The organism is Pseudoflavitalea rhizosphaerae, assembly GCF_003991355.1.
Lineage (GTDB): Bacteria > Bacteroidota > Bacteroidia > Chitinophagales > Chitinophagaceae > Pseudobacter > Pseudobacter rhizosphaerae.
Genome location: NZ_RCSU01000010.1, coordinates 37,971 through 60,088 on the forward strand (window position 1 = coordinate 37,971; position 22,118 = coordinate 60,088).

A 22,118-nucleotide genomic window follows, 5' to 3' on the forward strand; every position below is an offset into this window, starting at 1 on the left:
CACCCTGCGGCTGTCCGCACCATGCCTGGTCGGTTCATTAAAAAATGGGCACAGCCCTTATCAAGTATCGTTATGGAGAATATCGTAGAATGTAGAAACCTTACCCATTACTATGGGAAAAAGCTGGTGTACGAAAACCTCAGCTTCAATATCCGGAGGGGCAGCATCCTCGGATTATTAGGAAAGAATGGTGCCGGCAAAACCACCACCATCAATATCATCAATGGCTTCCTCACACCCAGGAGCGGGGAATGTATCATCCTCGGTGAGAACTCGCGCAACCTCTCTCCCGCCGTGAAAGCGAAGATCGGCTTCCTCATTGAAGGACATATCCAGTATGCTTTCATGAATATCCACCAGATCGAAAAATTCTATTCCGGTTTCTATCCCAACTGGAAACGTGAAGCCTATTTTGAACTGATGGCCAAACTGAAAGTGACGCCCAAACAAAAGATCAGCACCATGAGCTGCGGGCAACGCTCACAGGTGGCGCTGGGCCTCATTTTGGCGCAGGACCCCGACTTGCTGGTGCTGGACGATTTCACGCTCGGCCTCGATCCCGGCTACCGCCGTCTCTTCGTGGACTACCTCCGTGAGTATGCGAAAGCAGAGAACAAGACCATCTTCACCACTTCCCATATCATCCAGGATATGGAAAGACTGATAGATGATGTGATGATCATGGACTATAACCGGGTGCTTGCCTACATGCCGCTCAGCCAGTTCATGGGCACTTTCCGCCAGTTCAATTTCGACACTACCGCCACAGAGATCGTTTTCGAAAAAAATGGACCGGTCGTAAATCACGAAAGAGTAAAAAATACTATAGAGCTCTATACCTATGCACAGCAGGATGAAGTGAGCGCCTATCTGGATGCCCGTGGCATTCCCTTTACCAATCTCCGTGCTGTTGACATGAGCCTGGAAGACGCATTTATTGGATTAACCGGAAAATATTAATAATCATGTTACCCTCTATTTTTTATAAAGAATGGATCAAGATCGGGAAGATCTCGCTCCTCCTCACTTTTGTTGGCCTGCTCATCATTGCAGGCATTCATCTCACCGTACGCCATGATCTGCTGATGAAGGATGCAGAGATCTACTGGTCAGAGATCGTGTACCAGAAGTATGTCTATTTTTCCATTTTCAAATTCCTTCCACTGATCACCGGCCTGCTGATCGGCCTGGCCCAGTTCATTCCGGAAACGGTGGATAAAAGGATCAAGCTCAGCCTGCATCTCCCTATTAACGAAGAAGAGATCGTATTGAAGATGGTAGGGATCGGCGCCGGCATCCTGCTGCTGATCTTTAGTCTGTTCTTTGCCGTTATGTATGGCTGGAGCCTGGTATATTTTCCCGTTGAGATCGTGAACAAGACTGCCGTGAGCATATTGCCCTGGTTCTTCTCCGGGCTGTCAGCCTATTTTCTCGCCAGCTTCGTGATCCTGGAACCGATCTGGAAATACCGCATCCTGTACATGATCACAGGCGGCGCCTTCCTCACTTTGTTTTACAAAAGCAATGTATCGGGTTCTTATCAACCCGCCATTCTGCCACTGCTCATCTGCACCCTGATGCTCAGTATTTCATCACTGTTTTCTATTTACCGATTCAGAAAAGGAGAAATGTAATATGATACCCAAAATTAGTCGTTACCTGCTGGTGGTGCTCGCGGTGATCACATTCGCGTATGTACTGCCTTCCATTTACAATGTGCTGTTCGATACCCGCATCAATGCGCCCTATATCACCTACAGCACCACACACAAAGAATATTTTGCCGCACTCTGGCAGGACGGGAAACCCGTTTTCACAGACCGGCACGGTAAAACCTATACCCAGCAACAATTCATGGAGAATACACCCATCGAGAACTATGCATACCATCTTTCGAAAGGTACATACCTCGACAGTTTCGCCGGTATGCGTCTCGATCCGCGGCAATTACAGCGCGAGAGTTTTTTCAGCTGGCTGGAATTATCACAACTCAACACGCCTGTGTATGGCATCTATCCGCTCTTTGAATCGCAGCCTGAATTCGGTCTGAGCTTCTCCAGGGATTATTTCCGTATCGGCAAAAGGATCGAATTCATCGATGCAAAGACCAATAAGCTGAATGAAGCCAAAAGCCGGAAGTTCAATGAAGTGTTGCAGAAAGAAGGATTCAGCTATCCTGCAAAGCTGGCTGCCGGCCTGCCTACCCTGATGAAGAAAAGGGACGAAGGCTGGTTCATCGTAGATAACAAGGACCAATTATTCCACCTGAAGATGATCAAAGGCGAGCCCTGGCTCAAAAAGATTCAAACGCCTGCCGGTATGCAATTCAGGTATATCGTCTGCAACGATTTTGATGCCGATGAATTCTACGCCATCATCATCACGCCCGATTCCAAAATTTATGTACTGAACAAAAAAGATTACAGCACCACAGAATTACCCGTGGAAGGATACGATGCCAACAAAACCAGCGCCATCATCAGCGGTAACCTGTTCAACAAAACAGTGATAGCCAGGTCAGAAAAAGGCGTGCAGCTCACTACCATGGACAGGGATTACAAAGTGATAGATAAATATTTCTATCCCCTTCCCCAGAAATCGGAAATGGCCATTGGCAAAGTGGCCAGCGCCCTCTTTCCATTCCAGCTGCAACTCAGTTCACCTGACAATGAGTTTATCAGCTTCCACCTGACAGATAGCAATAACTGGAGCTGGCTGGCGCTGAACCTTGCACTGGTTATTATAACAGTCATACTCATGCGCAGGGAAGGGAAAACCCTGGAAAGAAGTATCCCGGACCTGGTGATTGTTGCACTGACCGGCATCTTTGGTTTCCTGGCTGTGCATATCATTCCCAACAAACAGTATTAATTACTCAGGGTGTGGCAGTCGCTCGCCTCCGGCGAGTGACTTTTATTCCGTCGCCTCCGGCGACACAGTGTTCGCCGGAGGCGAACAAATACAGGTCACTCGCCGGAGGCGAGCGACTGCCACACCCCAATAAAAAAAGAGCCATCGCTGAGATGATGGCTCTTTGAAAATGATTCAGTGTTGAATGGATAAGGCTAATGCAACATGCGTTTATCTCAAGAAGAGCGGATTATGTTTTACCGGTTTTGCTTTTCTTTTGTTCCATGTACTGGCTGAATGCCAGATCAAGGATAACCTTCTCATCCAATGAAAACAACTTGCTCAGCATAAACAATTCCTGCAGGGTGAATTTTTCAATATGGTTCATCAGTGTAGTGAACCTCACGTTCTGTGTTCCCATATCGGCTGCAACAATGCTCTTGGGAATGATCGTGAACAATTGATTGAAAGTGCTGATATCACCCTGTTCAACCATTCTTTTTGCGGCAATATATCTTGGATCGTCAACCATAGTCAAATTTCATTTGAATGTTACTATTGCGCGTTATGATGGTCAGCTTTTTTTAGTAGTTATTATACTTTTTTTCTACCCTCTATTCCACTTTTATTGCATGCAGATTATACTTATCTTTCTTTTCCAGTAAAATTTGATATTCTCAAACCTCACTACCCATCTGCATTTCAAAGCCTAATTTCCACTTTTCTTAAAAATCACCTGCGCTCTTTCGCAACAAAAATACTAATTTCTTTAGTATTCATCATGCTAAAATTATTAGCAGATGTTGTAGGTTTGAAAAAGAAAATCGCCACGGATGTATTTGAATTGTAAAACATATTTCAGCTTTCATTATGGTACTTACAGCACGGCAGAACTGGTACAGGCAGGCATGGAAACCGGGGCTACAACATTGGCACTCACTAATATAAATACCACCTGTGATGCCTGGGAATTCGTTTCCCGCTGCAAAGAATCAGGTATCAAACCTATCCTGGGTGCGGAAGTCCGCAATGGTGATCAGCTGCTGTATATCTTACTGGCAGCCAACAATCGCGGCTTCTCCTGGATCAATGCGTTCCTGTCTGGTCATCTCTCAGCCAGCAAGCCTTTTCCTGTGAAGGCCGGACAGGAACCATTTTTCCAGGATTTATGGGATGGTTATGTAATCTATCCATTGGGTAACAAACCGGCAGAAGAACTGCTGCCCAATGAAATGATCGGTGTGCTTCCCGAAGAGGTGAATAAACTCTTTGGAATGGGAAATCAGTACAAAGAAAAATTCATCATTCGTCAACCTGTAACCGTACAGAATAAGAAGTACCATAATGTACATCGCCTGCTGAGGGCTGTTGACAAAAATATTGTGCTCTCAAAACTGGAATCAGATGCTATCTGTGCAACCACGGAACAGTTTGTGGCGCCAGCAAAACTGTTCGAAGCTTTCATGCAATACCCGTTCATTGTCACCAATACATTCCGGCTCATCGATATGTGCAGCATAGAGATGGAATCCGGAACAGACAAGAACAAGAAATTTTTCACCGCCAGCAAAAAAGATGATGTGCAACTGCTGCGAAAGCTGGCTTACGATGGTTACCGCATACGGTACGGCAACAATACAAAAGCCATCGACCGGCTCAACAAGGAATTACAGGTGATAGAAGATCTCGGTTTCACCGCATATTTTCTCATCACCTGGGATTTCCTGCGGTACGCTTCCAACCGTGGCTTCTTCCATGTAGGACGCGGCAGCGGCGCCAATTCCATTGTAGCCTACTGTTTGAAGATCACAGATGTGGACCCGCTGGAACTGAATTTATTCTTCGAACGTTTCCTCAACGCCGAGCGCACATCACCTCCTGATTTCGATATCGATTTCAGCTGGCTGGACCGCGACGAGATCATCGATTACATCTTCAAACGATATGGAGAGCAACATGTGGCGCTGGTGGGCAGCTATGTCACTTTCCAGTACAATGCCGTAGTGCGTGAGCTTGGTAAAGTGTTCGGTCTTCCTTCCAAAGAGATCGATGACATGGGAGCGCGTGGTTATTATTATGGCGACAGCAGGAAGGAACGGTTCAATAAACCGCAGAGTGATCAGTACCACTCACTGATCATGCAATACGGAAAGCTGCTGAACAATTTCCCGAACCATCTCAGTATCCATGCAGGCGGCATGCTGATCAGCGAAGCGCCCATTCATTCCTACACCGCCACCTGGATGCCGCCGAAAGGATTTTCCACCACGCAGATAGACATGCATGTGGCGGAAGATATCGGCCTCTACAAGTTCGATGTGCTGAGCCAGCGGGGTCTCGGACATATCAAGGAAACCGTGAGGCTGGTAAAGGAAAACAGGAATATCAGCATCCAGATAGATGAGGTGGAAAAGTTCAAGAACGATCCTAACGTACAGGAACAGTTGCAAAATGTGAACACCATCGGATGCTTTTATGTGGAAAGCCCTGCCATGCGGCAGTTGCTCAGCAAACTCAAATGCCGCGATTATCTCACGCTGGTATCCGCCAGCAGTATCATCAGGCCAGGCGTGGCCAGCAGCGGCATGATGCGGGAATATATCAAACGTTATCATAACCCTGAAACCGTACAACATCTCCATCCACTGATCGGAGAATTATTGAAAGACACATTTGGTGTGATGGTATTTCAGGAAGATGTGATCAAGGTGGCGCACTTTTTTGGTGGAATGTCCATGGGCGAAGCCGATGTATTGCGGAGGGCCATGAGTGGCAAGTACCGCAGCCATAATCGCTTTGCACTGATGAAGGAACAATTCACACGCAATTGCAGGGACAAAGGGTATCCGGACGAGCTGAGTGCAGAGGTTTGGCGTCAGATGGAATCCTTTGCCGGGTACAGTTTCTGTAAAGCCCACTCCGCCAGTTTTGCTGTCGAGAGCTTCCAGGATCTATATCTGAAGACGTATTATCCTATGGAGTTCATGGTGGGTGTGCTGAATAACTTCGGGGGATTTTATTCGCAGGAACTGTACTTCCTGGAATTGCGGAAAACGGGCGCTACCATCCATCTTCCCTGTGTGAACAACAGTGATTACCTCACCAATATCAGGGGTACCGATGTACACATGGGTTTTGTGAACCTGAAAGGACTGGAGAAAAAACTCATCGAGACCATCATCCTGGAACGCAGCCTGCACGGTCCTTTTGAGCACCTGCAGGATTTCATAGAGCGGACCAGGCCCGGAGCGGAGCAACTGAATATCCTGGTAAGGATCGGCGCACTGCGCTTCACCGGAAAGAATAAAAAGAGACTGTTGTGGGAATCCAATTTCCTGCAAAAGAAGAATACTGAATCGCATATTGGTCACCGTTTGTTCCAGGAAGCGCCGCTTCAGTTCCGGTTACCGGAGCTGTCGGATAATCCTCTGGACGACCTTCACGATGAAATAGAGCTGCTCGGCTTCCCTTTGCGTAATCCTTTCGAGCTGGTTGAGCAGGATGAGTCCACCCTGCTGGCCGGCGATCTTCCGAATTACCTGGGCAAGACGGTGACCATGCAGCTCTATTTCATAGATTATAAAGCAGTGCCTACAAAAACCCAGGAAGTGATGAGCTTCGGCACCTTCATAGACAGGGACCTCAACTGGGTAGACACTGTTCATTTTCCGGTTGCGCTCCGCATATACCCTATGAAAGGAAAAGGTTTCTATCGTATCCGTGGGAAAGTAGTGGAAGACTTCGGTGTATTCAGCGTGGAAGTTGATTACATGCAGAAGATCGGTTACAAAGAAAGACAATACGCAAACCTTTAAGCCCATGTTATGTTCATCAACCATGAGCGACATATCGCTCACCTCGACCTCGACGCATTTTTTGTATCTGTAGAATGTTTGAAAAACAGCTCTCTGAAAGGAAAACCATTGATCGTAGGCGGCAGCAGCGACAGAGGTGTTGTGGCAGCTTGCAGCTATGAAGCCCGTTCTTTCGGCATCCACTCAGCCATGCCGGTGAAATTAGCCAAAAGGCTCTGTCCGCATGCGATCATCCTTCAGGGAGATATGGAATCCTATAGCAACTACTCACGACTTGTAACAGATATCATCCGCGATACCGTTCCATTATTCGAGAAATCTTCAGTGGACGAATTCTATGTGGACCTAACGGGAATGGACAAATATTTTGGCTGCTACCAGTTCACTACAGAGCTCCGTCAGAAAGTGATGAAAGAAAGCGGACTGCCCGTTTCCTATGCGCTGGCCAGCAACAAGCTCATCAGCAAAGTGGCCACCAATGAAGTAAAACCCAACGGACAGATCGAGATCCCCTTCGGTTCCGAGAAGACCTACCTGGCGCCGCTCAGCGTAGCCAAGATCCCCGGCGTTGGAAAAGAAACAGCTTTCCTTCTCCTGCGCATGGGTGTGGAAACAGTAAAAGTGCTCAGCGAGATCCCCTTAGAAATGATGCAGAACCTGCTCGGCAAGAACGGCATCGATCTCTGGCGACGCGCCAATGGCATTGACGATACGCCCGTTATCCCCTACCACGAGCAGAAATCCATCTCCACCGAAAGCACTTTCCAGCAGGACACTATCGATGTGGAATTCCTTCGGTCCCAACTGGTACGTATGACCGAAAAGATCGCTTTCCAGTTGCGCGAGCAGAACAAGCTCACCGGCTGTGTAACGGTAAAACTGCGTTACTCCAATTTCGATACCGTCACCAAACAGCTCACCATCCCCTACTCCGCAGCGGACCATACCCTGCTCAAAGCGGCAAAGGACCTGTTCGAAACATTATATGAAAGAAGAATGCTGGTGCGACTGCTCGGCATACGCTTCACGCACCTGGTACCGGGCAATTACCAGATCAATCTTTTCGAAGACACTCAGGAGATGATCAAACTCTACCAGAGCATCGATCATATCAAGCACCGTTTTGGTGAAGGATTGCTGATGCGTGCAAAAGGACTGGAATCGATGCCCTCCGAAACCCGCCACTATCCTACATTTCAACGGGCGTCAATTCGGGGTATTCGAAAGGGGTAGTTGGATCATTCATAGCCCTGAAATCTTTGGCGATGGTATAAGCCGACATTTGTTCTGCCGCAACAGGCGACGCTACAATCTTTTTGATATCCTCCTCACTCAGATCACCGAACAACCAGTCCCATGCCTGGTCTTCCGACAGGATCAGCGGCATCCGCATTTTTGAATTATGGACCTGTTGCATCAGTTTATTGGCAGCGGTAGTAACAATGGCGAAAGTCTCCACCGTTTCGCCCGTGTCTTTATCTGTCCAGCTTTGCCAAATGCCCGCCATGAAAAAAACTTCCTGGCCTGGCAACACGATATGATAGGGATATTTGACAGCGGTCTTGAGTGGTTTGCCCTGCCTGCCGATGGGATGTACATGTCTCCATTCAAAGAATCCCGAGCTCAGCACCAGGCAGCGGCGATGAAGCGCGGCATCCCTGTACATTTTTCCAGGTTGCAGCATCTCCTCTCCCACTGCATTGAGTGTGGTGATGGGAGGGTGGAATTTTCCATTGGCATCTTTGTGGCCATTCCGGAAATTGACCACAGCCTCACGGTTTCTCAGGTAAGGCGGGATGAATCCCCACTCCATTTGCGTGATCTCGAAATCCTCTTTTCCTTCCACCCGTTTCAGCACCGGCGCCTGCGAATAATCGAATCCGATGATCATCGGTCTGTTGAGCAATTCCAGTTTGGCAATGGCTTTCTCCAGTTGTTTTAGCCGGATGAACTCAGACCTGGTAACCTTCACTCCATTATAGTAGCACATAGGACAAACTTATTGTTTAATCTTTTCTTCGATCAGGATTCCAATCTTTGCAGCGATCTCGAGCCGTCCTTCCGGAATGGAGGTCCAGAAATATTTCTTTTCCGCATCCATAGCCCTGGTCACAAAAAACACACCCGGCTTTTTATCATTCGTGATCTTGTAAACCACGCTTTTGCCGCTGCGGATGATCTCCACTTTGAGAGTATGCTGTTCATAGATGATCTCGAATGGAATGTCCTGCTCTTTCATAACACCTCAATTTACACTTTTTCTGTTTCCGGGTTGTTGGGCCGGGAGGGGTATGAAAGTGCGGGCTGAGGAAACAAACCGGCGCATTTGGAAGTTTACTGGGCTTTCGATGGGTTGGATGGAGCGGTAGTACAGGGCCGGGCTTCTTCGCTTATGTTTCCAGGGCCCGACTTTTCATACCCCTCCCGGCCCCTGCCAACCAGCGTGTGCGGGAGATGGATGTTTGAGAATGTTCAAAAAAAGGCAGGAGCAACTTAAAAAAGTAAAAAAGATTAAGACGCCCAATAAGAAAGTTGCGAAGAAAAAGAAAAAAGAATAGAGCAAAGAATGAATAATGAAACAATAAAAAAACGCAACCCATAAATGCTGCCATTACAAAGCAAAGATCAAACCTGGGCCCATCAACGGTTGGTTAGGTATCCCGATGCAAACAATGTAGTGTGTTGAAATATCCCTGCCGCACCTCCATGGCTCTGTTGGCGGCGCGGATATGAACAAATGGAGCCTTGGAAACATAAGCGAAGAAGTCCGGCTCAGCACCACCGCCCAATCCAACCCATCAAAAGCCCAAAAAACATTCACCTGCGTTGGTTTGTTTCCACAGCCCATTTGTCATATCCCGCCGCCACGCAGCAAAAAACAATAAAAGCTGCTGCCTATTTAAACAAGCCGACAGCGTTTGCGATCCTGCTGAGGCTGCCGTCAGCAAAGGTCCAGCCGGAGTTGACTCCAAGGGTATATCCGAATTCGCCTTCCACTTTGATTTCTTTTTGAGGCAGTTGGTCTTTGCCGATGCCGCCGGGCAGTTCCACTTTTGCTTCGCCTTTGATGGAACCTTCCGCTTTTACGGCGATGCCTGCATCGATGATCTTATCGTCTTTATCCCAGACGATGTAAAAGGATTGTGTGGCACTGCCGCTGGCTTCACCGGAGAAGATGCCCCATTCTTTCGATCCCTGGAATTGCAGTCCTGCGCCGAGGCTCATGGTGGTTTGTTTACTACCGACGAAACTTTTGGTGGCAGTGAATACCAGTCCTTCACCGGCAGTGAATTCAAATTTCTCGCAATTGAGTTTGATCTTACCAATGATGAATTTGATATCGATATCGATCGGACATTCCATTTCTTTAGTGCCATCCGATTCATCTTTTGATTGCACTTCAGTTCTTTCATCGTCACAACGACCACCCGCGCAGACGAATGGATCATATGCCAGTCGTTTCAGTTCGGTAAGGTACTTGCTGCAGGCATCATAGAAGGCGGCACGGGCCAGGTGATCATTGAATCCTGAGAGGTATCCATAGAAGGCGCTGTAGTTGAACTGCCAGCGGATGAAGCGGAGATGTTCCTTCTGGTAATCCACTTTGGCGGCGGAGATAGCGCCCTGCGCCGCATTGCCGAGCGCTACCTGTTTCTGGCATTCTTCTTTGCTGAGCCTTTCGATGGCGGCACAATCCGCGCCCCGGCCTTCACCGCAATCATACTGGCTTTTCTTCTGCGCATATTCTTCGGCGATCTTTTCACTTTTCCCCTTGTACTCCCTGATGAGGCGGTGATAAACGGAGTCAAGCTTATCCATTCGACGGCCGTGATCAGGCAGGTCTACGGTGGCAAGTCGCATGCCGATGTCCATCATCTTTCTTGCAGCAGCGATATTCACCGGGCTTCCGATCGATGGAGGAGCGCTGAGTGTAGTGCCGGTCCTGAGGGCATTCAACACCGTCCTGTTCAGTTTTTCACTTTCCTTGTCGAGCAATTCTTCCCCTTTTTTTCTTTCTGCGGCAGCAAGGTTGTTGTAGGCAGCCGACAGATTGCTTACGAACCGTCTGAAATCATCGTGCTCTTGTTTGATATAAGGTGCGTCTGCCGGGCCAGTACACTGTTTGGGAAGTTTATATTTGAATTCATTGAAATAAGGAAGATCGATGGGAGAGCCAACAGGCGGCAGTTTGGTGTAATAATTCCCTCCGGTGCATTCCTCCAGTCCCTGGATGGCTTCAAGGTTATGGGCGCCTTTGAGCGATTCCTGGAAATGTTTGATGGCTTCGGTTGTGCGGCCACGTTGCTTCTCTATTTGTCCTGCCGTATTGCGCGCTTCCGGGTGTTGTGGCGATTTCCTGAATACACGCGCAAAATATTTCATGGCCGTATCCAACTGCCCTACTCCCGCATATGCCTGACCGAGATTGTTCAGTAACATGGGATTTTCCGGGAACCTGCTTACCAGGGTATGAAGGACCGGGAGTGCATGCCTGGCGGCGCCGCCGGCATTGAGCAACGCTCCGAGATTATTGAGCAGTAATGGATCTTCCGGCTTTTTGGCGCCAGCCTGCAGGAGCAGTAGAATGCCCTGTTCCGGTGCGCCATTGTACCAGGCAGAAACACCCGCTACTCCCATCTTGTCTGCATCTTCACCGAGCGCTTCCGTTGCTTTTTGGGCAGCCTGGATAGCACCGACTGGCATTTTGGTTTTATAAGCGGTGTAAAGGTTTTGCAGGTAAGAGCTCATGTTGCCATTGCTCATCGGTTTGGCAGGCAGTGCGGCCAATGCAGCATTATCCCTGGTGGGAAATTTTTTGGGCTTGTTCTCCGCTTTCACTTCTTCTTCCATCGCCTTTTTCATCCCCGGACCCGACTTTGCCTTCTCTGCCATCTTTTCCGCACGTCGGATCAGTTCTTCCAGTTCTTTTTCAGACATATTTTCCTGGGCAAAAGCGCTGCCCGTAAGCAGCGCCAATGCCATCATTGCAATAAACTTCATGGCTATACGATCTGTTCTGATTACAATTTGATGAATTCCACTCGGCGGTTCTGTGCCTGTCCTTCTTTTGTTTTGTTATCACCAACAGGCTGTGCTTCTCCCTTTCCTTCAGCCTGCAGCCTTTCTTCTTCGATCTTATAATCCTTTACCAGTGCGTCTTTGATGGCTGCTGCCCGTTTTTTGGAAAGCTCCAGGTTAGCAGCATCATCGCCATCGCTGCTGGTATGACCAACGATCTTTACTTTGAGGTCCTTGTTCTCCTTCATCAGGTTGCCGATCTCTTTCAGCACACTGTGGGATTCGGGTTTGATGCTGGCGCTGTTGAGATCGAAGAGGATTCCTGTTGTAGAGAATTTCCCTTCATCCAGCAGTTTGTGTCTGGTATCCGGAACGCCAGTAGCCACTTTGATGTTGGAGATATAGAGCCCGAAATTGCTTTCGTTATAAAAAACATAATCGGACACACCGAATACCAGGTTGTTGAAAGGAATGGAAGAACCAACCACTTCAGGAATATCGAAAACCTTGTTGCCATCTATCCAAACGCGTACACGGCTTTTCTGCACCTGGATGGCATAGTGAGCAGGTTTGAAATATGATTTGCTGAAAGCCGCAAAGTCCGTATTACCACTGCTGAAACTCTGGCTTCCTTTTTCGCGGGAATAGAGCTCTGCTTTGGAAATGAGGTCCAGATTGGGTTTGGTGGTGATGGTCAGTACATTTTTGTCCATCCATTCAGATTCCGACCACAATGATCTATCTGTCGATTTTTTGGCGCCGCTACTGAACATACCGAATTTGAAACCCGGTAAGAAGCGCGTTCCCTGCGGTGCGGAGCCATCTACGATCAGGTCGAATTCCACGGTGAAGTTCTCACCGAATGCTTTGTTGTTACCGAAGAGATAAGTAGCTCCTGTGAACATACGCATCCATTTTCCCGGGAAATTCTCCAATGTCACCACTTCACCTTTTCCCCTGGTATTCCAGCCGAGTGGCAGTTCGCCGATATTATCCTGCGCAAGATCTTCCGCATACAAAACTTTTTCGCCGGGAATGAAATCATAACGTGAGTAAGCGGCAATGGGGCTTCTGGCCGTGGTTCCGCCCTGTTTGTTTCCTTCCCCGTTTGTTTTGTTTTCTTCTTCTTTTGTTTTTTCTTTTGGAGGATCGAGAGATTTGTCGATCTCCCTGTCCACTTTATTGTCCAGTTTTTCCTTTATCTTGTTTTTGGCTTTATTTACCAAACCACCCAACTGAGCTTGTGAAACGAAGGGTGCAATGAACACACATAACAGAATGAGCTTTTTCATATCGTTGATTTAACGGGAGCAAAACTACTGCGGTCAGTTGTGCGGCTCAATCGCATAAACATGCTAACGAAAGGTTGAAGCGGGCTTACCAACTGCATGAGTTGTACATTTGCTTTCAAATCCTGAACCTACTTATCATCCTTTTAACATGATCACTCACCGTTCCGCAGGAAATATATGCGGTCCTGTTTTCGATAAAGGCCCCAAAATCAAATCCGGGGGCGGGCTTCAAAGCCTTCTGTTAAGCATCCTGATGCTGACTGCCGGTATTGGTGTTGGGGCCCGCGCAGTGGCGCAGGAGTTCATCTTCAATCACCTCACTTCAAGAGATGGCCTCGCATCCAATTTCGTGTACAGTCTTTTGCAGGATGCAAAGGGCTATCTGTGGATAGGCACAGAAAATGGCCTGCAGCGGTACGACGGCTATCAATTCTTTTATCCCTACCAGCAAAGCGGAGCCGACAGGCTGCCGCGTTTACCCGTAAACCAGATTGTGATGGATACCATGGAGCGCATGTGGCTGCGCATGGGAAAATCCATCGGCATATTCGATCATGCAACGTTCAGGTACAAACCTGTACCCTTTGCCAAAGAACTGGATATACCACAGAATGCAGACATCTTCCTGGAAAAAAATGGAAGCGGACAGATATTTGTCCTGATCCGCAACTGGGGTTGGTTATCCTATGATGAGGGAAAAAATGAACTCAGGGAAGACATAACCCCTTTCTCTATTCCCCGTTCATTTGGACTCTTCGCCACTTTTGATGATATAAGCACAGGTCGTTTCTGGATCGGCGGAAGAGGCGGATTGGCTTATTTCGATAAAAAAAGAAAACAACTCTTCAGGGCAACAGATCCCAATGCACCACATTTCCTGTTGAACGAAAGCAGCATGCGGCAGCATGTAACCAATGTTTATATCGATGGAAAAAGAAGACATTGGTGCACTACCTGGGATACCACTAATTATTCCCTTCACTATTTCTGTTATGATGAAAAACTGAAAACCTGGAGCGACGACACGCTCGGCCTTACCACCGTTTCACCCGGCGGTTATTATGAATTGCACAAATTCACAGAATTTGAGGACACTACTGTGCTCACATATGGTCTTTATCATATGGCCATGCGGCAGGAAGATCGCTTCGAGACTTTCATCTTTCCCGGATCATCTCCTTACAATATTGAATTCACCAGGATCTATTCGGTTATCCAGGACCGGGAGAAGTTACTCTGGGTAGCTACTGATAATGGATTGTACAATTCCACCAGTAAGCTCAACAGCAACCTGCACCTCGTATTACGGCAGGACCCACAACGCGCCAGCCTGAGTTCTGTTATGGAATTGCCCAATGGTGATCTCTGGGTTGCCACATGGGGCCGCGGTGTGCTCACCCGTCAGCCCAATCTGAAGAAAAGGGAGATCACTTTCGATCTTCCCAAAGATGATGGCAATTACAGCCTTACCTGGGACATGCACCTGCAGATCCCCGGAGGCAAGGTATGGATTGCCTGCCAGGCGGGTAGACTAATGATCTATGACACGGTAAAAGGAAAATCCGTTTTCCTGAAACCTGCTCCCTTCAAGGGTTCTACCATCCGTCAGATCACGGAAGACCAGCAGGGGAATCTTTGGTTTGCTACCCAAAGTGGTATGATATTGAAATGGAAAAATGGATCCAGCCTGCACGACAGTTCTTTCAAAATAACAAATCAATACAGATCGATCATCAGTAAGATAATGGTTGACAATCGGGGATTGCTCTGGATTGCAACCGGGGGGAAGGGCGTTTTTGTGGTGGACCCGCTCACAGGCAATGAAGTGAAGCAGTACAATATTCCATCTTCCCAACAATTCTTTTATGGAAACCATGTACGGGATATTGTGCAGGTGAACGACAGCATCTATGCATTTGCCGGCGATTACCTGCATCTCCTGAATTATAATACCGGCGCTATTACCCATGCCGCCACCTACAATCAGTGGCCCGTTGGTCCTGTGCTGACTATGCAGGTGGATAATCAGCAGAACGTTTGGCTAAGCACTGCCAACGGAATGTACAAATACAATTTCGAAGGCAACTATTTCATCAGGTTCACGCAATGGGATGGCCTGATCACCGTATACAATCATAATTTCCTGCTGGATGCCAGTGTTAAGCTGAGGAATGGGAAACTGGCATTCCTGGGTAATCAGAACATGGTCACGTTTGATCCGGCGCAATACCATGATAAATCTTTGCCACCCGATGTACGTATCGGAAGTGTAAAACTGTTCAACGAATTCCTGCCGGTCGATTCCCTGGAAAAACAGGGAGGACTAACGCTTCCGTACGATCGAAATTCGCTCACCATCACATTTGCGGCGCTCAGCTTCAACCGGATCGATAAACTCAGTTACTATTACATGCTGGAGGGCGCCAATAAAGACTGGCAAAGAATGGAAGGTCCGTTGCAGGTGAACTTTACATTGCTGCCTCCCGGCAATTATGTTTTCAAGGTACGCGCCCGTAATGAAGTAGGGATCTTTTCGCCCCATATCACTTCATTGCGGATCATCATCAGGCCACCTTTCTGGCGGACGTTCTGGTTCTATGGACTGGTAGTGCTGGCCATTGCCGGAGCCCTCTACTATCTTTACCGGCTGCGGATCCGCAGGCTGATGCAGGTGGAAAAGATCCGCACACGACTGGCCCGCGACCTGCACGACGATATGGGTTCTACACTCAGCACCATCAATATCCTCAGCAATATGGCCGTGAAAAAGATCGGGACTGATCAGCAGGCCAGCCAGGATTATATGGGCCGTATCAGCGACAGCTCTTCCCGCATCATGGAAGCGATGGACGATATCGTATGGAGCATCAATCCCGTGAACGACAGCATGCGCAAGATCCTGGCGCGTATGAAGGAATTTGCCGGCAACGTGTTGGAGGCAAGCGATATCGAATACACTTTTACAGTGGACGAAACTGTAAAAGACATGACCTTCGATATGGAATGGCGACGGGAGATCTTTCTCGTTTTCAAGGAAGCCATCAATAATATTGTGAAATACGCTAAAGCTGCAAAAGTGGACATTACCCTTCGCAAGCAAAAGAACGCCCTGCAAATGACGATCACCGATAATGGAGTGGGTTTCAACACAGAAGATGATCAGCAGGGACCAGTAAGGGGTAATGGACTGCGGAACATGAGGAAGCGGGCTGAAGCGATGAAGGGGGCATTGAAGATCATCTCAGCCCCTGAATCCGGCACTTCAGTGGAGCTCAGGATACCCTTAGCATAATCATGTGATAGCAGAAAGTGACCTTAGCCCCTATTTTTGCAAAGAACCAGCAAACTACGTACATGATCAAAATATTGTTATACGATGATTCCGAAGTGATGCGCGAATCCCTGGTGCTGCTGCTCAGCAATACCGATGGGTTTGAGGTGGTGGGCGCTTTCGACAACTGCGAAACCGCCGTGCAGGATATCAAAACACTGAAACCTGATGTGATTTTGCTGGACATCGATATGCCGGCTATGACAGGCATTGAAGGGCTGGCCAAAATAAGAAGTCAGCACCCTGACGTAAAGGTCCTGATGCTGACTGTATTTGACGATAACAAAAATGTATTCGAAGCGATCCGCCAGGGTGCTAATGGGTACCTGCTGAAGAAAACCCCTCCTGTCAAGCTCATCGACTATATCCGCGAAGTGCACGAAGGCGGAGCTCCGATGAATGCGAGCATAGCTACCCAGGTATTGAAAATGTTTGCCGGTATGCAGCCCTCTGTCAGTCCCGATTACGCGCTCTCCCAGCGCGAAAAGCAGGTATTACAAAGCCTGGTGGATGGGAACAGCTACAAGATGGTGGCGGCGGAAATGTACATTTCTATCGATACCGTACGTAGTCATATCCGCAGCATTTACGAAAAGCTGCATGTGAACTCCAAGAGTGAAGCCGTTGCCAAAGCGCTCCGCGACCGGATAGTATAATCCAGTGCTTCTATTTTTACTTCTTGATATACTCAACATTTGCGACGATATGGATCTCCTCGCCCAACATGGCTGATGGCGTACTGGTGCAAACTCCAAAGTCTTTTCTGTTGATGGTGCCTGTAACTTTGAAACCTGCCATTGGCGTTTTGTCCATTGGGTTCTCTCCCAGTTTGCCAACGGCAGTAAGTGTAACGGTTTTGGTTACCCCATGTAAGGTGAGTGGACCGGTTACTTTGTAATGATCTCCTTCTTTTTTGAATGAAGTGCTTTTAAAGGTGATGGTTGGGTATTTATCTGTATCCAGGTAATCTGGCTTTCTGAGGTAACCATCTCTCATTTCATTGTCTGTGTTGATACTGGCCGCATCCGCGATGAGGGTAACCGAGGCATCGGTAAACTCCTTACCATTGGAAGTAATGGTTGATTCTTTGATCTTAAACGATCCTTCCACATCGGCCAGGGAAAGATGTGAAACGGAAAACCTCAGCCTGGCATGGTGTTCATCGAATGTCCATATATCTGCGGGGAATGATTTCCAGGAGAACATTGCTATGGCGATGAGAGGAAATACAATTGCCTTTTTCATGTTGTTGATTTTTTGTTGATGGAATAATGCAAACCTAGAATAGTCGCGGGATGCGAAGCGGGTGTGGTAACGACAAAAAGGGGGAGAACGGCGACAGGCCGGTTGAAGTGGGAAGAATGGAGGATGAAGGGGATTGTTTTTGCAGGCTGGAACTGTTGCTGGTGGGGGATTTCGCTCGTAAGCGGTAATTTTGGCAAAAATAAATTTCTAAATGTGTGAGTTTTTGAAAGTTAAATCCTTACTTTTGCATCCCGCAATTTTCGGATTGCGTCCGGAAAAAAAGTTCGGGAAGTAGCGCAGGCCGGTAGCGCACCTGGTTTGGGACCAGGGGGTCGCAGGTTCGAATCCTGTCTTCCCGACAACGAAAAAAGCGATCTGAATTTCAGATCGCTTTTTTTGTCACCAGAATTCTCGTCTCACTGGATCTGGTTTCTATCAATCCAGGAAAGCACTCTTCAATGACTTTCATTATTTCATTAAAATCACTGTCTCTAATTACTTTTTCATTTTTATAATTAGTTTCATCAAATACATCATTTCCATCAAATACGTAGTAGTGAATTTGATACATATCATTCGTGAAACTTAGATGAATTGTATAACGTTCCTGATCCTTTCCATCGTAATAGAATGTAATCCTCCTCTGATTCTTCACTTTTCTGTATAATTCTTTTCAGCATACTTCCATTCAGTTCAATAAAATCTAAACCGACAAAGATTAATCTATTAAAAATACGTCTTAACCGCAAACTCAAATTGGCCAATAAAAATCTTTTTAAAAGCACTGATATTATTCTGTTCGTAAAATATCAACATTGCTTTTTTATATTCAACAGAATCTACAGTTCGAAACGAAATGGGACAGTAATTATTTGCAATCAAAATTGCATTGCTGACAATTCGCGCAGTTCTCTTATTCCCATCAACAAACGGCTGGATGTATGAAAGTAGCACTAGAGATAATAATGATTTTTCAAAAACGCTCGCTCTGCTGTTGATTAACTCACACATATCTCTAACAGCCTCTCTTATCTGATATTCATTATCCAATGGCCGGTAGTTAGTTCCTGATATACCTACCCTTCCTTGTCTGATATTTCGATCAACACCAAGGTCCTTTAAAAGAATGCTATGAATATCTTCTATTCTTGATATTGTTAATGGAACAACATAATCAGGATGATCAATAATAAATGAAATAGCATCCTTATGGTTCAATAACATTGTTGCATCTTCTTTTGGCTTTCCAATAGCTACCTCTTTATCTTTTAACAGGCGTTCGGTTTCCAGCAACGAGTAAGTGTTCCCTTCAATCTGGGAGGACTTCCAGCTCAAATCTATAGCAAGCCTTTCAAACTCCTTATTATATTCAGTCGGAGTAAGTTTAGAAATATTTCTTTTAAACTGCTCTTGTAGTGAGTCTAGATGTTTTGACTCATCGTCAGTGAAAACCCTTGCCGAAGGCAACTGTTGGCCTATTAATTCAAGATTAAAATCAGATTTTATGGTCCGCTCATCAATCTCCTTTAAGAAATACTTTTCAATATCTACCGGAGATAGCAACATAAAAGAAGAACCAATGTAGTATCTCGTACTTTTACCTTGCCCTTTGGCAATTACCCAATTCTGAGCAATTAATTGAGATATTGCTCTCTTGGTTGTGGCATATGCTTTATTTCCTGAAATCCCTTCGTGGATGTAAAGAGAAGATTGCCCTGGGTTATCCCTGATAAACTCCAGAATAGCCATCTGAGTGCCCGATAGACTTGTCATATTAAGCTCATTTCTTCAATAAATCTAGCTCAAATTCCTCAAATAATGAGCTTAATTATGAAATTTGGGTATGTGAAGTGAGCTCAATGTGGATTTAGCTTACCCTTGGCAAAAATAAAGCTCATGGTCCGCTCTATTCATGCATCGAAAAACAGCTTTATTTAATCTCATTTAGTAATGGTATCAAAATCCCATCCAACGAATAAAGACTATCACCAATAAACTATTTATTGATTTCCAACAATTCAGAAACGAAAAGATTAGATATCTGTCCAATCCACCCGACAAGAGAGGACAAAGAGGAAATATTTCCGCTTTGTCCTTTTTCTTTTTGGTCAAAAGCCGCGCTGAGACTGTATATACATTGGACCGCTTCACTGAGGCGGGTGGTTCGAAAATGCGAATCAAGTTGAAAAGTTGGGGGGATTTGTAAGAAAGTGGTTGTTTTGCAGCCTGATGAATAAAGCTCAAGGACAGGATACGTTAAAAGAATTGATGGGTTATTTATTGCCCGCTGGTACACTGGATTATTTCGATTTAACTCACATCGTAAAGGACAAAGAGGTCTGGTGCTGTTTTTAGAAGAAAAGAATTTCCCGCCAGCAGAATACCAGCATCAAATACTTCACTCAAAAGGCTTCCCGCCTGAAGTCCGGGTTCAGGGCTTTCCCATTCGAGATCAAAAAGTAATCTTAAGCATACGTCGCCGCTGGGAAATAACCAGTACCGGAGAAATCGTATCACGCAACTGCGACCTGGTAATGCAGGGAGCACGACTTACCAAAGAGTTCCAATGCCAAAATCAAGGCCTTCAGGACATCAGCCAGAGGCGTGAGCGACATCAAATTCTTCCTGTTCAGGCTATCTAATTCTCAACCATTAAAGTGCTTACGTCTTGACGAATAATACATCTCATTGTTGGCCTGCTTCATTCACTTTGATAACGCGATTATCCAGCATAACCCCATTCAATGCTCGAATAGCGCTTTTCGCTTCTTCAGTTTCTTTCATTTCAACAAAACCAAATCCGCGACTCCGATTGGTCACTTTGTCCATCACAATATTTACTGAAGTAACCTCGCCATACGTTGAAAAACGTTTATGCAGATCTTCATTTCGCACGTTGAAACCTAGATTTGAAACATGAATATTCATTCCTTAAAAATTTTTAAGTGAAGTTGACTGATATGAAGTCAAGAAGGAAATGATATCTTACCTGATTGGATATCGCATGAAAGATACGATCGAATATCGAGTTATTGTTTTTTATTTAACTGACTACGCCTGAAGTGTAAATTCCTTGAAAATATGGATACAACTGCAATCAAACCAGCTGTATCCATATTTTAATAGTTATTGCCGATTAAATAAGGTACCTTTAATTACTATCAGAAAGCATCTCTTACTGCTTCTTCAATTAAGTCCAGTCGATTTGAGAGCAACGCCAACTACTGACCGTGTTCATTGTTGTTAAGACCAGTTAATTATCTATTGCGCTGTAAAGGGCATTAGCATGCTATGCTGTCTTCTCAAGATTTTAGTCACATACTTCTTCATCGTAAAAACACAGCTGCATGATAACATCTTCTCATCAGTCAAGAATTCTTTTCATAAGTACGTTTCCTCCTTCAAAATGTGGAATAGCCAGTTTTACGGAGGACCTGCTGAATGCAATCACACCTGCCATCAACAATGATTTTGTGATCAATATTTGCGCACTTGGCAACCAGGAATTATCCAATAACTTCAAATACCCGGTAACTATGGTAATGGATGCACATCAACTTGCATCTTGCATAGATACTGCTCAACTGATCAATAACGACAGTTCCATTGAACTGGTTTCCGTTGAACATGAGTTTGGCTTGTTTGGCGGTGAACTGGGAGAATATTTACTGGGCTTTCTCTCCATGTTGGAAAAGCCATTTATCATTAGATTCCATACTGTACTGCCTGATCCCGATTCCAAAAGACTACAGGTTGTTCGGGCAATAGCCATGCTGGCAGAAAAAATAATTGTAATGACCGGAAACTCTTCCCGGTTACTGACTGAAGACTACCAGATTGATTCAGACAAGATCACTATCATCCCTCATGGAACACACGCCCGAACCGGATTGAGTGAAGCAGAACTGAAGATCGCTAATGATCTTGAGAATAAGCTTGTACTCACCACCTTTGGTTTACTGAGCCCCAACAAAGGAATAGAAAAAGGTATACTGGCAATGAAAGATATCTGTGCCCGCATTCCCGAAGCCATCTATATCGTTATTGGACAAACACATCCTAATCTGTTGCTCCAGGAAGGTGAGGAATACAGAAATTATCTGCAGCAGATAATCGATGATAACAATTTACAGCAAAACATACGACTGATAAATGAATATGTACCCACTAAAAAACTGATGGAGTATCTGGCTTTGACCGATATATATCTGTTCACATCAAAAGACCCTGATCAGGCAGTGAGTGGCACATTTTTGTATGCGATGAGTGCAGGCTGTGCCATTATTTCCAATGCGTTCATCCTTGCAAAGGAAATGCTCGATGAAAAAACAGGCATTATCCTTCAAACCAATGAAGTGAATGAATTGGCAGAGTATGCCATTGGCCTGCTTCAGAATAAAAATGCAAGAACGCAAATGGGCATCCGTGCCTTCATAAAAACAAGAAACTCCAACTGGAAAAATGTAGCAGAAAAACACATTGAACTTTTCAACAAAACACTGGCAAGGCCGATAAAGCCCGCAAAAACTTTTACCATTTTGTCAGTTAACCAGTAAAAAAATATTA

At 46.1% G+C, this 22,118-nt stretch carries 17 protein-coding genes and 1 tRNA gene; 10 read left to right on the forward strand and 8 right to left on the reverse strand.

The annotated features are described in order from the left end of the window. The first annotated feature begins 72 nt into the window (after window positions 1-72). The 3 genes from D9Y29_RS17345 to D9Y29_RS17355 are packed head-to-tail and all read left to right on the forward strand — an operon-like array spanning window position 73 to window position 2,871. Window positions 73-960: an ABC transporter ATP-binding protein gene (locus tag D9Y29_RS17345; protein ID WP_127130523.1), complete on the forward strand. Its 888-nt coding sequence runs from the start codon at window positions 73-75 to the stop codon at window positions 958-960. Window positions 961-965: 5 nt separating this feature from the next. Continuing rightward, complete coding sequence (locus D9Y29_RS17350; protein ID WP_127130525.1) at window positions 966-1,634, forward strand: hypothetical protein; 669 nt, start codon at window positions 966-968, stop codon at window positions 1,632-1,634. Window position 1,635: 1 nt separating this feature from the next. After that, the gene (locus tag D9Y29_RS17355) at window positions 1,636-2,871 is read left to right on the forward strand and encodes a DUF4857 domain-containing protein (protein WP_127130527.1); all 1,236 of its coding nucleotides are present in this window, start codon (window positions 1,636-1,638) and stop codon (window positions 2,869-2,871) included. A gap of 229 nt (window positions 2,872-3,100) precedes the next feature. Here D9Y29_RS17355 and D9Y29_RS17360 read toward each other — a convergent pair whose 3' ends face one another. Next, window positions 3,101-3,382, reverse strand: coding sequence for a hypothetical protein (locus tag D9Y29_RS17360; protein ID WP_127130529.1), 282 nt, complete (start codon window positions 3,380-3,382; stop codon window positions 3,101-3,103). A 301-nt stretch (window positions 3,383-3,683) separates the two neighbouring features. Between D9Y29_RS17360 and D9Y29_RS17365 the strand changes: the two genes are divergently transcribed. Next, window positions 3,684-6,665, forward strand: coding sequence for a DNA polymerase III subunit alpha (locus D9Y29_RS17365; protein ID WP_127130531.1), 2,982 nt, complete (start codon window positions 3,684-3,686; stop codon window positions 6,663-6,665). A 9-nt stretch (window positions 6,666-6,674) separates the two neighbouring features. After that, entirely contained in the window at window positions 6,675-7,898 is a 1,224-nt protein-coding gene (dinB, locus tag D9Y29_RS17370) for a DNA polymerase IV (protein ID WP_127130533.1), read from the forward strand. On the opposite strand, the gene D9Y29_RS17375 is transcribed toward dinB, so the two are convergent. The 4 genes from D9Y29_RS17375 to D9Y29_RS17390 form a co-directional block, all read right to left on the reverse strand. Beyond that, window positions 7,855-8,655 (reverse strand): SOS response-associated peptidase, encoded by an 801-nt coding sequence (locus D9Y29_RS17375; protein WP_127130535.1) that lies wholly within the window; start codon window positions 8,653-8,655, stop codon window positions 7,855-7,857. The two genes, dinB and D9Y29_RS17375, sit on opposite strands and share 44 nt — an antisense overlap. Window positions 8,656-8,664: 9 nt before the next feature. Continuing rightward, window positions 8,665-8,904 carry a hypothetical protein gene (locus D9Y29_RS17380; protein ID WP_127130537.1) on the reverse strand — a complete coding sequence of 80 codons (240 nt, stop codon included), beginning with the start codon at window positions 8,902-8,904 and terminating at the stop codon, window positions 8,665-8,667. A 656-nt stretch (window positions 8,905-9,560) separates the two neighbouring features. Beyond that, complete coding sequence (locus D9Y29_RS17385; protein WP_127130539.1) at window positions 9,561-11,666, reverse strand: tetratricopeptide repeat protein; 2,106 nt, start codon at window positions 11,664-11,666, stop codon at window positions 9,561-9,563. Window positions 11,667-11,686: 20 nt separating this feature from the next. After that, on the reverse strand, window positions 11,687-12,976 hold the full coding sequence (locus tag D9Y29_RS17390) for an OmpA family protein (protein WP_127130541.1): 1,290 nt from the start codon (window positions 12,974-12,976) through the stop codon (window positions 11,687-11,689). Window positions 12,977-13,124: 148 nt separating this feature from the next. On the opposite strand from D9Y29_RS17390, the gene D9Y29_RS17395 reads away from it, so the two are divergent. After that, the gene (locus D9Y29_RS17395) at window positions 13,125-16,268 is read left to right on the forward strand and encodes a sensor histidine kinase (protein WP_127130543.1); all 3,144 of its coding nucleotides are present in this window, start codon (window positions 13,125-13,127) and stop codon (window positions 16,266-16,268) included. A gap of 62 nt (window positions 16,269-16,330) precedes the next feature. After that, the gene (locus tag D9Y29_RS17400) at window positions 16,331-16,963 is read left to right on the forward strand and encodes a response regulator transcription factor (protein WP_127130545.1); all 633 of its coding nucleotides are present in this window, start codon (window positions 16,331-16,333) and stop codon (window positions 16,961-16,963) included. A 16-nt stretch (window positions 16,964-16,979) separates the two neighbouring features. Here the strand turns inward: D9Y29_RS17400 and D9Y29_RS17405 are convergent, their stop codons facing one another. Continuing rightward, on the reverse strand, window positions 16,980-17,552 hold the full coding sequence (locus D9Y29_RS17405; protein WP_127130547.1) for a YceI family protein: 573 nt from the start codon (window positions 17,550-17,552) through the stop codon (window positions 16,980-16,982). 285 nt (window positions 17,553-17,837) lie between these two features. On the opposite strand from D9Y29_RS17405, the gene D9Y29_RS17410 reads away from it, so the two are divergent. Next, a tRNA-Pro gene (locus D9Y29_RS17410) sits at window positions 17,838-17,911 on the forward strand. A gap of 367 nt (window positions 17,912-18,278) precedes the next feature. Here the strand turns inward: D9Y29_RS17410 and D9Y29_RS17415 are convergent. Continuing rightward, window positions 18,279-19,325, reverse strand: a complete 1,047-nt coding sequence (locus tag D9Y29_RS17415) for a Fic family protein (protein WP_206513820.1) — start codon at window positions 19,323-19,325, stop codon at window positions 18,279-18,281. A 506-nt stretch (window positions 19,326-19,831) separates the two neighbouring features. Between D9Y29_RS17415 and D9Y29_RS27085 the strand changes: the two genes are divergently transcribed. Further along, complete coding sequence (locus D9Y29_RS27085) at window positions 19,832-20,194, forward strand: ISAon1 family transposase N-terminal region protein (RefSeq protein WP_478356748.1); 363 nt, start codon at window positions 19,832-19,834, stop codon at window positions 20,192-20,194. 43 nt (window positions 20,195-20,237) lie between these two features. On the opposite strand, the gene D9Y29_RS17425 is transcribed toward D9Y29_RS27085, so the two are convergent. Then, window positions 20,238-20,480, reverse strand: a complete 243-nt coding sequence (locus D9Y29_RS17425) for an RNA recognition motif domain-containing protein (protein ID WP_127130549.1) — start codon at window positions 20,478-20,480, stop codon at window positions 20,238-20,240. A gap of 419 nt (window positions 20,481-20,899) precedes the next feature. On the opposite strand from D9Y29_RS17425, the gene D9Y29_RS17430 reads away from it, so the two are divergent. Beyond that, a complete protein-coding gene (locus D9Y29_RS17430; RefSeq protein WP_127130551.1) occupies window positions 20,900-22,108 on the forward strand; it encodes a glycosyltransferase in 1,209 nt (402 codons plus the stop codon). The last annotated feature ends 10 nt before the right edge of the window (window positions 22,109-22,118 follow it).

Bases quoted from the DNA above. Each gene is read 5' to 3' on its own strand.
- D9Y29_RS17345 (WP_127130523.1), top strand. From the start codon at position 73: ATGGAGAATATCGTAGAATGTAGAAACCTTACCCATTACTATGGGAAA.
- D9Y29_RS17350 (WP_127130525.1), top strand. From the start codon at position 966: ATGTTACCCTCTATTTTTTATAAAGAATGGATCAAGATCGGGAAGATC.
- D9Y29_RS17355 (WP_127130527.1), top strand. From the start codon at position 1,636: ATGATACCCAAAATTAGTCGTTACCTGCTGGTGGTGCTCGCGGTGATC.
- D9Y29_RS17360 (WP_127130529.1), bottom strand. From the start codon at position 3,382: ATGGTTGACGATCCAAGATATATTGCCGCAAAAAGAATGGTTGAACAG.
- D9Y29_RS17365 (WP_127130531.1), top strand. From the start codon at position 3,684: ATGTATTTGAATTGTAAAACATATTTCAGCTTTCATTATGGTACTTAC.
- dinB (WP_127130533.1), top strand. From the start codon at position 6,675: ATGTTCATCAACCATGAGCGACATATCGCTCACCTCGACCTCGACGCA.
- D9Y29_RS17375 (WP_127130535.1), bottom strand. From the start codon at position 8,655: ATGTGCTACTATAATGGAGTGAAGGTTACCAGGTCTGAGTTCATCCGG.
- D9Y29_RS17380 (WP_127130537.1), bottom strand. From the start codon at position 8,904: ATGAAAGAGCAGGACATTCCATTCGAGATCATCTATGAACAGCATACT.
- D9Y29_RS17385 (WP_127130539.1), bottom strand. From the start codon at position 11,666: ATGAAGTTTATTGCAATGATGGCATTGGCGCTGCTTACGGGCAGCGCT.
- D9Y29_RS17390 (WP_127130541.1), bottom strand. From the start codon at position 12,976: ATGAAAAAGCTCATTCTGTTATGTGTGTTCATTGCACCCTTCGTTTCA.
- D9Y29_RS17395 (WP_127130543.1), top strand. From the start codon at position 13,125: ATGATCACTCACCGTTCCGCAGGAAATATATGCGGTCCTGTTTTCGAT.
- D9Y29_RS17400 (WP_127130545.1), top strand. From the start codon at position 16,331: ATGATCAAAATATTGTTATACGATGATTCCGAAGTGATGCGCGAATCC.
- D9Y29_RS17405 (WP_127130547.1), bottom strand. From the start codon at position 17,552: ATGAAAAAGGCAATTGTATTTCCTCTCATCGCCATAGCAATGTTCTCC.
- D9Y29_RS17415 (WP_206513820.1), bottom strand. From the start codon at position 19,325: ATGACAAGTCTATCGGGCACTCAGATGGCTATTCTGGAGTTTATCAGG.
- D9Y29_RS17425 (WP_127130549.1), bottom strand. From the start codon at position 20,480: ATGAATATTCATGTTTCAAATCTAGGTTTCAACGTGCGAAATGAAGAT.
- D9Y29_RS17430 (WP_127130551.1), top strand. From the start codon at position 20,900: ATGATAACATCTTCTCATCAGTCAAGAATTCTTTTCATAAGTACGTTT.